This window comes from Agromyces mediolanus (assembly GCF_023715325.1).
Lineage (GTDB): Bacteria > Actinomycetota > Actinomycetes > Actinomycetales > Microbacteriaceae > Agromyces > Agromyces mediolanus_A.
The window spans coordinates 64228-77009 of sequence record NZ_JAMBNX010000012.1 but is presented as its reverse complement, the minus strand read 5'-3'; the positions used below and the strand labels follow the sequence as shown (position 1 = coordinate 77009).

The 12782-nt window shown below is 71.0% G+C and carries 11 protein-coding genes and 1 tRNA gene; 8 read left to right on the top strand and 4 right to left on the bottom strand.

The genetic code is table 11. From position 1 onward, the window contains the following. Positions 1–20 precede the first annotated feature (20 nt). Together M3147_RS17540 and M3147_RS17535 are read right to left on the bottom strand one after the other, a co-directional pair. Positions 21–839 carry a Nif3-like dinuclear metal center hexameric protein gene (locus tag M3147_RS17540; RefSeq protein WP_251204706.1) on the bottom strand — a complete coding sequence of 273 codons (819 nt, stop codon included), beginning with the start codon at positions 837–839 and terminating at the stop codon, positions 21–23. A 132-nt stretch (positions 840–971) separates the two neighbouring features. Next, positions 972–2471, bottom strand: a complete 1500-nt coding sequence (locus M3147_RS17535; protein WP_251204705.1) for an MFS transporter — start codon at positions 2469–2471, stop codon at positions 972–974. 92 nt (positions 2472–2563) lie between these two features. Between M3147_RS17535 and M3147_RS17530 the strand changes: the two genes are divergently transcribed. After that, positions 2564–3370, top strand: a complete 807-nt coding sequence (locus tag M3147_RS17530) for an AraC family transcriptional regulator (protein WP_251204704.1) — start codon at positions 2564–2566, stop codon at positions 3368–3370. A gap of 92 nt (positions 3371–3462) precedes the next feature. On the opposite strand, the gene M3147_RS17525 is transcribed toward M3147_RS17530, so the two are convergent. Further along, a tRNA-Val gene (locus tag M3147_RS17525) sits at positions 3463–3535 on the bottom strand. Positions 3536–3600: 65 nt separating this feature from the next. On the opposite strand from M3147_RS17525, the gene M3147_RS17520 reads away from it, so the two are divergent. After that, positions 3601–4332, top strand: coding sequence for a hypothetical protein (locus tag M3147_RS17520; RefSeq protein WP_251204703.1), 732 nt, complete (start codon positions 3601–3603; stop codon positions 4330–4332). A gap of 57 nt (positions 4333–4389) precedes the next feature. On the opposite strand, the gene M3147_RS17515 is transcribed toward M3147_RS17520, so the two are convergent. Continuing rightward, a complete protein-coding gene (locus M3147_RS17515) occupies positions 4390–4848 on the bottom strand; it encodes a peroxiredoxin (RefSeq protein WP_251204702.1) in 459 nt (152 codons plus the stop codon). Positions 4849–5007: 159 nt separating this feature from the next. Between M3147_RS17515 and aceE the strand changes: the two genes are divergently transcribed. From aceE to M3147_RS17485, 6 genes are all read left to right on the top strand, one after another. Continuing rightward, positions 5008–7734 (top strand): pyruvate dehydrogenase (acetyl-transferring), homodimeric type, encoded by a 2727-nt coding sequence (aceE, locus tag M3147_RS17510; RefSeq protein WP_251204701.1) that lies wholly within the window; start codon positions 5008–5010, stop codon positions 7732–7734. A 13-nt stretch (positions 7735–7747) separates the two neighbouring features. Then, positions 7748–8965 (top strand): PucR family transcriptional regulator, encoded by a 1218-nt coding sequence (locus M3147_RS17505; RefSeq protein ID WP_251204700.1) that lies wholly within the window; start codon positions 7748–7750, stop codon positions 8963–8965. Between the two features lie 103 nt (positions 8966–9068). Further along, positions 9069–9989, top strand: coding sequence for an ACP S-malonyltransferase (locus M3147_RS17500; protein WP_251204699.1), 921 nt, complete (start codon positions 9069–9071; stop codon positions 9987–9989). 49 nt (positions 9990–10038) lie between these two features. After that, positions 10039–11043, top strand: a complete 1005-nt coding sequence (locus tag M3147_RS17495) for a beta-ketoacyl-ACP synthase III (RefSeq protein ID WP_251204698.1) — start codon at positions 10039–10041, stop codon at positions 11041–11043. A 68-nt stretch (positions 11044–11111) separates the two neighbouring features. After that, complete coding sequence (locus M3147_RS17490; protein ID WP_189086421.1) at positions 11112–11360, top strand: acyl carrier protein; 249 nt, start codon at positions 11112–11114, stop codon at positions 11358–11360. Between the two features lie 76 nt (positions 11361–11436). Beyond that, positions 11437–12672: a beta-ketoacyl-[acyl-carrier-protein] synthase family protein gene (locus M3147_RS17485; RefSeq protein WP_251204697.1), complete on the top strand. Its 1236-nt coding sequence runs from the start codon at positions 11437–11439 to the stop codon at positions 12670–12672. Positions 12673–12782 lie beyond the last annotated feature (110 nt).

Here is a 12782-nt window from a genome sequence, read left to right as displayed (position 1 = left end):
GGGCGGGAGGTCGGGGCAGGTCATTGGACGACCTGGAAATCCCAGGGGTCGGTACGCAGTTCTGAGACGACGACGTCGATGCCGGGCAGTTCCTCGCGGAGCTCGGCGGCCGCCCGGTCGAGCCAGAGCCACTCGCTCGCCCAGTGCGAGACGTCGAGCAGGGCCGGACCGCCGCCGAGGAGCGCCTGCTCGCGCGCTTCGGAGGCGGGGTGGTGGCGGAGGTCGGCGGTGAGGTACACGTCGGCACCCCGCACCGCCGGGTCGGACAGGAGGGAGTCGCCGGCCCCGCCGCAGAGCGCGACGATCTCGACGGGATCGTCGAATCCGCCGGCGGCGCGAACCCCGGTGGCGGTCGGCGGCAGGAGCTCGGCGAGCCGGCGGGCGAGGCGGCCGAGCGTCGTCGGCTCGGGGAGCCGGCCCACTCGGCCGAGGCCGGTGCGTCCGTCGGGGGCGGGCACGATCGGCCGGATGTCGAGCAGCCCGAGCCGCTCGGCGAGCACCGCGGAGGTGCCCGTCTCGACCACATCGGCGTTCGTGTGGGCGGCGACGAGCGCGCAGCCGCCGCGGATGAGCTTCGCGAGCACGGCGCCCTTGTAGCGGTCCTCGGCGACCGTCGTGACGCCGCGGAGCAGCAGCGGGTGGTGGGCGATCACGAGATCGAATCCGCCGTCGATCGCCTCGTCGATGGTCGCCTGCACGGCGTCGACGACGAGCAGGATGCGTCGGACGGGGGCGTTCGGATCGCCGGCGACGAGCCCGGCGGCGTCCCACGGCTCCATGCCGGCGATCGGCCAGCGCCGCTCGATGACGTCGAGCACCTCGGCGAGCGTGCGGCTCATGCGCGAGCGGCCCGGCGCTCGGTGCCGGTGTTGGTGGCGGGCTCGCGATGGTCCACGGTCGTCCTCACCTTCCCGGCCGCGCCCGATACGTGGGCCCGTGCCTGGCACCATCGTATCGTCAGCGCGGAGCCCTCACTCCGAGCCCGCCTCGGGTATCGACGGCCCGGTGCGCGCATGATCCTGCGAACCGGCAACGGCCAGCGGCGTCCGCTCCACGCGCATGAACAGCGCGGCGACCACCGCGGCGAGGCCGAGGAGGACCGCGGCACCGAGCATCCCCAGCGCGAATCCGTCGGTGGCCGCCCGGGCGGGCGTTCCGCCGTCGGCGAGCACGGCTTCGGTTCGGGAGGTGGCGAGTGCGACGAGAAGGGCGAGGCCGGTGGCTCCGCCGATCTGCTGCATCGAGGTGAAGATGGCCGAGCCGAGGCCGGCATCGTGGTCGTCCGTGCCGGTCAGCGCCGCGGTGGCCAGGGCCGGGAGGGCGAGCCCAGAGCTGAAGCTGACGCCGAGCAATCCGGGGAGCACGCCGATCAGGTACTCGTCTTCGGGGGCGATGCCCGCGAGCAGCAGATGCCCGACCGCGGTCCCCAGCAGCGATGCAGTCAGCACGGTCCGGGTGCCGAAGCGGGCGACGGCGCGAGCTGAGAGCCAGATGCCGGTGAGGATGCCGGCGCCGTACGGCAGGTAGGCGAGTCCGGCGGTGAGCGGATCGTAGTTCAGCACGGTCTGGACGTGGATCATGAGCAGGAATGACATCGCGAACAGGGCGGCCGAGGTGAGGAGCGTCACCACGTTGGCGATCAGGCGCACGCGGACCCGGAAGAACGAAGCGGGGATGAGCGGATGGCGCACCCGGGCTTCGACCGCGATGAACGCGATCGCGAGGGCCACTGAGGCGAGCAGCGGAATCATCGATCCTGGGTGGCCGAGGCCGGTCTCGGCGGTGTGGAGGATCCCGTACACCAGGCACACGGCGGCCGCTGTGCCGAGCACGGCACCGGGGATGTCGATGCGGCCACCGGTTCCCGGCGCCCTGCTGTCCCGGACCAGGCGAGGGACCAGGACCAGCGCGAGGATCGCGACGGGCAGGTTGATCAGGAAGATCCACCGCCACGACGCCAGCCCGGTGAGGACACCGGAGATCACCAGCCCCGAGGTGGCGCCCAGCGCTGCCACGGCACCCCACGCTCCCAGCGCTCTGGCGCGCTCGCGGGGGTCGGTGAACATCCGGGTGATGAGCGCCAGCGCGGCCGGACTCGCGATGGCTGCCCCGATGCCCTGAACGAAGCGTCCGGCGATGAGTTGCCACGGCTCGGCCGCGATCGCACACAGCAGGCTGGCCGCAACGAAGACAGCGCCGCCCCAGACGAAGACACGTCGGCGGCCGAGCACGTCGGCGAGGCGGCCGCCGAGGATGAGCAGTCCCCCGAACGCGAGGAAGTAGCCGTTGACGACCCACGCCAGACTGGTGCCCGCGAACCCCAGGTCGTCGCGAATGCTCGGCAGCGCGACACTCACCACGGTGTCATCGAGCACCAGCATAAATTGGACGATGCACAGCACGATCAACGTGCCGCGACGGCGTGCGATGGATGGGCCCGCAGGCGGGGCGACCGGGCGATTTCGAACCATGCTCCAACCGTAGAAATCGTCGACATCTGGCCACAATCCGCTACGAGGCCAAGGTATCGTTCATTCAGGCCACTCCTTGGTACGCTCCAGGCATGGCGGCAGTTCGCAGGCTGGAGGCGATCGACGCCGGCGTGATGCCCCCGTCGGCGGGAGCGATCGTGACCGGGAGCTTCCCACTCACCTCCGGGGACTGGATCGAACCGCACAGCCACCCGCATCATCAGCTGGCGTGGACGCGCAGCGGCGTCCTCGGCGTGGCGGTCGGCGCCGGGTACTGGGTGCTGCCGCCGACCCGCGCGCTCATGATCCCGGCGGGCGTCGTGCATGCGACCGGGGCGACCCGGGATGCCGTGCTGGCGGCCCTCTACCTGGCTCCTGAGCGGTTCCCCCACGAGTGGACGGAGCCCACCCCGGTCGCCGTCGGCGGACTGCTCGCGCAGCTGATCGTGCACCTCCAGCGAACCGATCTCACCGAACAGGCCCGGGCCCGCGCCGAGGCGGTGGTGATGGACCAGCTCCAGCCGCTGCCAGCAGCACCGATCGTCCTGCCCGAACCCGTCGACGAGCGAGTCGCCCAGGTGGCCGACGCGCTTCGCGCGAATCCGGCGGACCCGAGAAGCCTCGAGGCGCACGCGCGCGCCATCGGAGTGAGCCGCCGCACCCTGACCCGACTGTTCCCGCTCGACACGGGCATGAGCTTCGAACGCTGGCGCACACAGCTGCGCATCCGGGCTGCCCTCCCGCTGCTCGCCGAAGCACAGCCGGTGTCCAGGGTCGCCGATGCGGTGGGCTACTCCACGCCCAGCGCGTTCCTCTCCGCGTTCCGCCGCGTCGTCGGCACCTCGCCGGGTCGGTATCTGCACCGCACCGACGACCAGAGCGACGGCGGCTCAGACTAGCGTCCGCCCAGAAGCGGCCGCCCGATCGGGCTCGCTGCCACTGTCGAGCTTCGCCCACTGCCACTGTCGAGCTTCGCCCGAGGCACGGAGTGTGGGCCCGGCCGGGCTCGAACCGACGACATCCACGGTGTAAACGTGGCGCTCTACCAACTGAGCTACAGGCCCGCACGCGAAGCGCGGTGAGGCCCCATCCTACCGGCCGGGGCGGCCCCGGGTCGTACACTCGCGGTATGCGCAGCGACGCCGACGACGCGACGGCCTCGACCGACGACGCCCCCGCCTCCCCGGCTCAGGAGCGACGAGCCGAGACCCGATGGGCGGCGTTCGCGGGCATCGTCGTCGCAGCCGTGCTCACCGCCCTCGTGCAGCAGCCCGAGACCGCGGTCGGCCGCACGATCGGGCTCATCGCGCTCGCCGCGATGGCCGTGCCCCTCTTCGTGATCAACCCGCACCGCCTGGACCGGCAGACGCAGTGGTCCCGCGGCCTCGCGATCACCTTCTCGGCCGTTCTCGTGCTCGTGAACCAGCTCGGCGTCGCGAACGTCGTGATGCGGCTCGTCGACGGCAGCGCCGACGGCGCCTCGGTGCTGCTCGAAGCCGCCCAGGTCTGGGTCACGAACGTCATCGCCTTCGGCCTGCTCTACTGGGAGCTCGACCGCGGCGGCCCGGTGGCTCGGGGGACGCTCCCCCGGCGCGAGCTTCCGCTCGCCGACTTCGCCTTCCCGCAGGACGACGAGGAGGACGCGTCGCACGAGGTCGCCGCCGCATCCTCCCGGCTCGGCGACTGGCGTCCGGGGTTCGTGGACTACCTGTACGTCTCGCTCACCAACACCATGGCGTTCAGCCCGACCGACGCGATGCCGCTGCGCAGTCGCACGAAGCTGCTGATGTCGGTGCAGGCGCTCACGGGATTCGTGCTGCTGGCGCTGGTAATCTCGCGCGCCGTCAACATCCTCGCCTGAGGCGGGCGTTCCGAGCAGGACTGCAATGTTCAGAGGGCCACGTTCAGAGCGCGGCGTTCAGAGCGCGGCGATGGCCTCGCGGTAGGCGGCGAGCGGCCGTGGCTCCCCCGGTGCGCTCGCGAAGGACGCCCGCACGCGGCGTTCACGATCGATCACGAACGTGGCCCGGGACGCCGTGCCGGCATCCTCTCGGAACGCGCCGAAGGCGCGCGCCACCTCGCCGTGCGGCCAGAAGTCCGCGAGCAACGGGAAGTCGAAGCCCTCCTGCTCGCTCCAGGCGCGCAGCGCGAACTTCGAGTCGACCGACACGCCGACGAGCTGGACGGCGGCGTCGCGGAAGAGCGGCAGGTGGTCGCGCAGCTCGCACAGCTCCCCCTGGCAGATGCCCGAGAACGCGAGCGGGAAGAAGACGAGCGCGACCGGCGACCGGGCCGTGAGCGCGGCCAACGAGACCGGCGCACCGTGCTGGTCGGGGAGGGTGAACTCGGGGGCCTGGGCCTCTGACGGCAGGATCATTGATAGCGTCGCTTTCGGTGATGGCGCCCGAGCCGTGGCCGGTCGGACCGGCGGGCTGCGGGCATAGAATCACTAGGATGGCGTGGTGCCGCTCGGGCGAGGAGTCCGCTCGGCGCGCACACGCACGAACCGCTTCGAGACTACTGAAAGAGGTCGAGTGTGACTGTCAACGACCAGGACCCTTACTCGGTCGACGCCATGGACTCCGATCCCGACGAAACGGGTGAATGGGCCGAATCCCTCGACGCTCTCGTCGCGGCGAAGGGCCACCAGCGGGCCCGCGAGATCATGCTGAGCCTGCTCAAGCGCTCCAAGGAGCTGCACCTCGGCGTGCCGATGGTGCCCACCACCGACTACCTCAACACGATCGCCCCCGAGAACGAGCCCGAGTTCCCGGGCGACGAGGAGATCGAGCGCCGCTACCGCGCCTGGATCCGCTGGAACGCCGCCGTGCTCGTGCACCGCGCCCAGCGACCGGAGATCGGCGTCGGCGGCCACATCTCGACCTACGCGTCGAGCGCGGCCCTCTACGAGGTCGGCTTCAACCACTTCTTCCGCGGCCAGGACCACCCGGGCGGCGGCGACCAGGTCTTCTACCAGGGCCACGCCTCCCCCGGCATGTACGCCCGCGCGTTCCTCGAGGGCCGGCTCAGCGCCGACCAGCTCGACGGCTTCCGCCAGGAGAAGTCGCACGCCCCGAACGGCCTCTCCAGCTACCCCCACCCGCGGCTCATGCCCGAGTTCTGGCAGTTCCCGACCGTGTCGATGGGCCTCGGGCCGATCAACGCGATCTACCAGGCGCAGCTCAACAAGTACCTCACCAATCGCGGCATCAAGGACGCCTCCGACCAGCATGTCTGGGCCTTCCTCGGCGACGGCGAGATGGACGAGGTCGAGAGCCGCGGTCAGCTGCAGGTGGCCGCGAACGAGGGCCTCGACAACCTCACCTTCGTGATCAACTGCAACCTGCAGCGCCTCGACGGCCCGGTGCGCGGCAACGGCAAGATCATCCAGGAGCTCGAGAGCTTCTTCCGCGGCGCCGGCTGGAACGTCATCAAGGTCATCTGGGGCCGCGAGTGGGACGACCTGCTCGCCCGCGACCACGAGGGCGCCCTGCGCAACCTCATGAACGTCACCCCCGACGGCGACTACCAGACCTACAAGGCCGAGTCGGGCGCCTACGTGCGCGAGAACTTCTTCGGCCGCGACCCGCGCGCCCTCGACCTCGTGACGCACCTGAGCGACGACGAGATCTGGGGCCTGAAGCGCGGCGGACACGACTACCGCAAGGTCTACGCGGCGTTCAAGGCCGCGACCGAGCACAAGGGGCAGCCGACCGTCATCCTCGCGAAGACGATCAAGGGCTACGGTCTCGGCCCGGCGTTCGAGGGCCGCAACGCGACCCACCAGATGAAGAAGATGACGCTCGACAACCTGAAGACGTTCAGGGACTCGATGCGCATCCCGATCAGCGACGCCCAGCTCGAGGAGAACCCCTACCTCCCGCCGTACTACCACCCGGGCGGCGAGGATCAGGCGATCCAGTACCTGCACGAGCGCCGGCGCGCGCTCGGCGGCTACACGCCCGAGCGGCGCACCTCGCACACCGCGATCTCGCTGCCGGACGACTCCGCCTACGCGATCGCGAAGAAGGGCTCCGGCACGCAGGAGATCGCCACGACCATGGCGTTCGTGCGGCTGCTCAAGGACCTCATGCGTTCGAAGGACTTCGGCCACCGCATCGTGCCGATCATCCCGGACGAGGCGCGGACCTTCGGCATGGACGCGTTCTTCCCGAACGCGAAGATCTACAACCCGAACGGCCAGCACTACACCTCGGTCGACCGCGAGCTCCTCCTCGCCTACAAGGAGAGCCCGCAGGGCCAGATCATCCACGTCGGCATCAACGAGGCGGGTGCGCTCGCCGCGTTCACCAACGTCGGCACCTCGTACTCGACCCAGGGCGAGCCCCTGATCCCGATCTACGTGTTCTACTCGATGTTCGGGTTCCAGCGCACGGGCGACGCGATCTGGGCGGCCGGCGACCAGATGACGCGCGGATTCATGATCGGCGCGACGGCCGGCCGCACCACGCTCACCGGCGAGGGCCTGCAGCACGCCGACGGCCACTCGCTGCTGCTCGCGGCGACGAACCCCGCGGTCGTGTCCTACGACCCGGCGTACGGCTACGAGATCGGGCACATCATGCGCTCCGGCCTCGAGCGCATGTACGGCGGCGCCCACCCCGACCCCAACGTCATGTACTACCTCACGGTGTACAACGAGCCCATCGTGCAGCCGGCCGAGCCGGAGGGCGTCGACGTCGACGGCATCGTCCGGGGCATCCACCGCATCTCGCCGTCGCAGGTGCAGGGGCCGAAGGCGCAGCTGCTCGCGTCGGGCGTCGCCGTGCCGTGGATCCTCGAGGCGCAGCAGCTCCTCGCCGAGGACTGGGGCGTCGCGGCCGATGTGTGGAGCGTCACCAGCTGGTCGGAGCTCAACCGCGACGGGCTCGCCGCGGACGAGCACAACTTCCTGAACCCCGACGCCGAGCGCCGCGTGCCGTACCTCACGCAGAAGCTCTCGGGTGCGGCCGGTCCGTTCGTGGCGGTGTCCGACTTCATGCACGGCGTGCAGGAGCAGATCCGCCCCTACGTGCCGGGCCAGTACGCCACGCTCGGCGCCGACGGCTTCGGCTTCTCGGACACCCGGCCGGCGGCTCGTCGATTCTTCAAGATCGACGGCCCCTCGGTCGTGGTCCGCACGCTCGAGCTCCTCGCGGAGCGCGGCGAGGTCGACCGCTCGCTCGCCGGCCAGGCGATCGAGAAGTACCGTCTCTACGACGTCAACGCCGGCACCACGGGGTCGGCCGGCGGCGAGAGCTGACGGGCGACCGGCATTGGCGACGAGGCCCCGGACGAAGGCGGAAACGCTCGCGTGGTTGCGCACCATCTCCGGTGAGCTGTCCACCCAGACGCTGAAGCGGCTGGAGGACACGCTCCCCTGGTACGGTGACATGCCACCGAGCCGACGCTCGGCCGTGGGCCTCGTCGCGCAGGCGGGAATCACCTCGTTCATCTCCTGGTTCGACGACCCGCGCTCGACGCCGTGGATCGCCGCCGACGTGTTCGGCGCGGCCCCGCGGGAGCTGCTCCGCTCGGTGAGCCTGCAGCAGACGCTGCAGCTCATCCGGGTCGTGGTCGAGGTCGTCGAGGAGCGGGTGAAGGACGGCGGCGAGCCGCTGCGCGAGGCGATCCTGCTGTATTCGCGGGAGATCGCCTTCGCCGCGGCCGACGTCTATGCGCGCGCGGCCGAGGCCCGCGGGCTCTGGGACGCGCGACTCGAAGCGCTCGTCGTCGACTCGATCCTCTCGGGCGAGTACGACGACGAGCTGCCGAGCCGCATCGCGGCCCTCGGCTGGCACGGCCACGGCGAGGTCGCGGTGCTCGTCGGCACCGCGCCGAAGCAGTTCGACGTGGACCAGGTGCGCCGCGCGGCGCGGCACATGCATGCCGACGTGCTGATCGGGGTGCAGGGCAACCGGCTCGTCGTCGTGATCGGGCGCGCCGACCCGCAGGCCCGCGAGGGCGGCGAGGAGACCATCGGCACGGCTCCGGCGCTCAGCTTCCTCGAGATCGCCACCCAGCTCGAACCGCAGTTCGGCGCAGGTCACCTCGTGCTCGGGCACGAAGTGCCGAACCTGGTGGATGCCTCGAAGAGCGCGAAGGCCGCGCTCGCGGGCTTCGCCGTGGCACGCTCGTGGCGGCACGCCCCGCGACCGGTGCACGCGGACGACCTGCTGCCGGAGCGCGCGCTCGCGGGCGACCCGCTCGCCCGGGCGACGCTCGTGCACCGCATCTACCGGCCGCTGCAGGCGCATTCGACGGAGCTGTTGACGACGCTCTGGAGCTATCTCGACAACGGCCGTTCGCTCGAGGCGACGGCCAGGGAGCTGTTCGTGCACCCGAACACGGTCCGCTACCGCCTGAAGCGTGTCTCGGACGTGATCGGCTACGACGCGACGGGCGCGCGGGAGGCACTGATCCTGCAGTCGGCGCTGATCGTCGGCTCGATGAGCGATCACGAGGCGCAGCCCCGCCGTCGCAGCGGGAGCTGACCGCATCGGGTGACCGGTTCCTGTATCCCGCGCACAAGGGTTCTTCGCAGACCTTGTGGCGTGTGCACACCCACGACCGTCCGGGCGTTGGCAGACTAGTCGGGTGATCGTCGTCGTCTGCCCTGGACAGGGCTCGCAGACCCCCGGATTCCTCACCCCCTGGCTCGAGGACCCGGCGCGCGCCGCGCGCCTCGCCGAGCTCTCGGCTGCCGCCGAGCTCGACCTCGCCGAACACGGCACGGTGAGCGACGCCGAGACCATCCGCGACACCAAGGTGGCGCAGCCGCTCATCGTGGCGGCCGGCATCCTGACGCTCGAGGCACTCTTCGACGGGGGCCGCGCCGTCGGCATCGGCGGAATCGCCGGCCACTCCGTCGGCGAGATCACCGCGGCCGCCGGCAGCGGCGTGCTCGACGCGAGCGAGGCCATGCGCTTCGTCGCGGCGCGTGGACGGGCCATGGCGGATGCCGCGGCCGAGGTCGCGACCGGCATGAGCGCCGTCCTCGGCGGCGACGAGCAGGAGCTGCTCGCCCGCCTCGCCGAGCTGGGCCTCGAGCCCGCGAACTACAACGGCGGCGGCCAGATCGTCGTCGCCGGCGCGCTCGACGCCCTCGAGCAGCTGAAGGCCGAGCCGCCCGCCGGCACCCGGGTCATCCCGCTGCAGGTGGCCGGCGCCTTCCACACCCGCTACATGCGCCCGGCCGTCGACCGGCTCGCCGAGGTCGCGGCCACGCTCTCCCCCGCCGATCCCGTGCTCCCGCTCTGGACGAACCGCGACGGCAGCCGGGTCGAGTCGGGCGGCGCATTCGTCGAGCTCCTCGTCGGCCAGGTCTCCTCGCCCGTGCGCTGGGACCTCGACATGGCCGCATTCGCCGATGCCGGCGTGACCGGCATCATCGAGCTCGCGCCGGCCGGAGCGCTCGTCGGGCTCGCCAAGCGCGGGCTCAAGGGCGTGCCGACCGTCGCCGTCAAGACGCCCGACGACCTCGACGCCGCCACCGAGCTGATCGCTCAGGCCGCCTGAGCCGCCTGAGCCCCGAACCCCCAGAAGAAGCAGAGAAGAGTCGAAGCGCATGACCAAGCCGACCCTGCAGCAGTCGCACGGCCCCTCCTACACGCGGATCTACGCGATGGGCGCCGCCCGTGGCGAGCACGCGGTGCCGAACGACGAGCTGATCGGGCCGATCGACTCCTCCGACGAGTGGATTCAGCAGCGCACCGGCATCATCACCCGCACCCGCGCAGGTGCCGCCGTGAGCGCGCTCGACCTCGCGACCGACGCCGCGCAGGAGGCGATCGCCAAGTCGGGCATCTCCCCCGAACTCATCGACCTCGTCATCGTCGCGACGATCTCGAACGTGCAGCAGACGCCCTCGATGGCCGCGGTGCTCGCCGACCGGGTCGGGGCCAACCCTGCGGCGGCGTACGACACGAATGCGGCCTGCGCGGGCTACGCCTACGCGGTCGCCCAGGCCGACGCGCTCATCCGCGCGGGCGTGGCCCACTACGCCCTCGTCATCGGCGCCGAGAAGCTCTCGGACGTCGTCGACCCCACCGACCGCAGCATCTCGTTCCTCCTCGGCGACGGCGCAGGAGCCGCAGTGATCGGCCCGAGCGACGTCCCCGGCATCGCCCGCACCGTGTGGGGCTCCGACGGCTCGAAGGCCGGCGCGGTCGGGATGAACCGGACCCTCGTCGAGTACCGCGACGGTGAGGGCGACTGGCCCACGCTCCGGCAGGAGGGCCAGACCGTCTTCCGCTGGGCCGTGTGGGACATGGCCAAGGTCGCGAAGCAGGCCCTCGACGCCGCCGGCATCACGAGCGCCGACCTCGCGGCGTTCATCCCGCACCAGGCGAACATGCGCATCATCGACGAGTTCGCCAAGCAGCTGAAGCTGCCCGAGTCGGTCGTGATCGCCCGCGACATCGCGACGACGGGCAACACCTCGGCCGCCTCCATTCCGCTCGCCACGCACCGCCTGCTCGAGGAACACCCCGAGCTGTCCGGCGGCCTCGCGCTGCAGATCGGCTTCGGCGCCGGACTCGTGTTCGGTGCCCAAGTGGTGGTTCTTCCCTGAACCACCGGTCCCCGTCCCTCTAGACTGTGTCTCGGTCAAACGAGACACCCCTGCAAGGAGAAGAACCCATGGCATTGTCCAACGAAGAAGTGCTGGCCGGCCTGGCCGAGCTCATCAACGACGAGACCGGCATCGCGACCGACACGGTTGAGCTGGACAAGTCGTTCACCGATGACCTCGACATTGACTCCATCTCGATGATGACGATCGTCGTCAACGCCGAGGAGAAGTTCGATGTCAAGATCCCCGACGAAGAGGTGAAGAACCTCAAGACCGTCGGCGACGCCGTCAGCTTCATCGTCAAGGCCCAGGCCTAGGCATCGCGACGAGCGGGCCGCCCAGGCGGCCCGCTCGCACGGTCCTCGTCCCGTTTCCTCCCGGAGTGTTTTCGTCATGACCAAGAACATCGTCGTCACCGGCATCGGTGCGAGTTCGCCGCTCGGCGGAACCGCCCCCGAGAGTTGGGACGCCCTGCGCGCCGGCGTGTCCGGCGCCCGCAGCCTCGAGCACGACTGGGTCGAGAAGTACGAGCTTCCCGTCACCTTCGCGGCCGAGGCCATCGTGCGCCCCGAGGCCGTCCTCGAGCGCCCCGTCGCCAAGCGGCTCGACCCCGCCTCCCAGTTCGCGCTGATCGCGGCCAAGGAGGCCTGGGCCGACGCCGGCGCCCCCGAGGTCGACCCCGAACGCCTCGGCGTGGACTTCGCGACCGGCATCGGCGGCGTCTGGACGCTGCTCGACGCCTGGGACACGCTGCGTGAGCGCGGCCCGCGCCGCGTGCTGCCCATGACCGTCCCGATGCTCATGCCGAACGCGGCAGCGGGCAACCTCTCGCTGCACTTCGGCGCCCGCGCCTACGCGAGCACCTACGCGAGCGCCTGCGCCTCGAGCACCGAGTCGCTCGTGAACGCCGTCAAGCACCTGCAGGACGGCCTCGCGGACATCGTCATCGCGGGCGGCACCGAGTCGGCCATCCACCCGATCACGATCGCCTCCTTCGCTTCGATGCAGGCCCTCTCCCGGCGCAACGACGACCCGGCCCACGCCTCGCGTCCCACGAGCGTCGACCGCGACGGCTTCGTCATGGGCGAGGGCGCCGGCGCGCTGATCCTCGAGACCGAGGAGCACGCCAAGGCCCGCGGCGCGAAGATCTACGCCTACGTGGTCGGCGGCGGCGTCACGGCCGACTCGTACCACATCACCGCCAACGACCCCGAGGGCCGCGGCGCGTCCCGGGCGGTCGAGCTCGCGCTCGCTCAGGCCGGTGCGACGCCCGACGAGGTCACGCACATCAACGCGCACGCGACGTCGACGCCGGTGGGCGACCCGAACGAGTTCCAGGCGCTGAAGACGGTGTTCGGCAGCCGCATCGAGGACATCCCGGTGTCGGCGACCAAGGCATCGACCGGCCACCTCCTCGGTGGCACCGGCGCGCTCGAGGCGATCTTCACGATCTTCGCGATCCGCGACCGCCAGGCGCCGCCGACGATCAACCTCACGGAGCAGGACCCCGAGGTCCCCTTCCGCGTCTCGGGCGAAGCGCAGGATCTGGGTGCCGGCGACCAGCTCGCGATCTCGAACTCCTTCGGCTTCGGCGGGCACAACGCGGTCATCGCGTTCCGCTCCGCATGATCCGACGCCGTTCGCACGGCGCATGACGACGGCCCCGGTGGGTTCCCACCGGGGCCGTCGTCATCGGGTCGCCCGCTTCGCTCGTACGGCCGCCGGGAAATCTCGTCCGA

What these genes read in the sequence shown, in the direction of transcription:
- M3147_RS17540 (WP_251204706.1), bottom strand. Translation starts at nt 839, where the DNA reads ATGAGCCGCACGCTCGCCGAGGTGCTCGACGTCATCGAGCGGCGCTGG.
- M3147_RS17535 (WP_251204705.1), bottom strand. Translation starts at nt 2,471, where the DNA reads ATGGTTCGAAATCGCCCGGTCGCCCCGCCTGCGGGCCCATCCATCGCA.
- M3147_RS17530 (WP_251204704.1), top strand. Translation starts at nt 2,564, where the DNA reads ATGGCGGCAGTTCGCAGGCTGGAGGCGATCGACGCCGGCGTGATGCCC.
- M3147_RS17520 (WP_251204703.1), top strand. Translation starts at nt 3,601, where the DNA reads ATGCGCAGCGACGCCGACGACGCGACGGCCTCGACCGACGACGCCCCC.
- M3147_RS17515 (WP_251204702.1), bottom strand. Translation starts at nt 4,848, where the DNA reads ATGATCCTGCCGTCAGAGGCCCAGGCCCCCGAGTTCACCCTCCCCGAC.
- M3147_RS17495 (WP_251204698.1), top strand. Translation starts at nt 10,039, where the DNA reads ATGACCAAGCCGACCCTGCAGCAGTCGCACGGCCCCTCCTACACGCGG.
- M3147_RS17490 (WP_189086421.1), top strand. Translation starts at nt 11,112, where the DNA reads ATGGCATTGTCCAACGAAGAAGTGCTGGCCGGCCTGGCCGAGCTCATC.
- M3147_RS17485 (WP_251204697.1), top strand. Translation starts at nt 11,437, where the DNA reads ATGACCAAGAACATCGTCGTCACCGGCATCGGTGCGAGTTCGCCGCTC.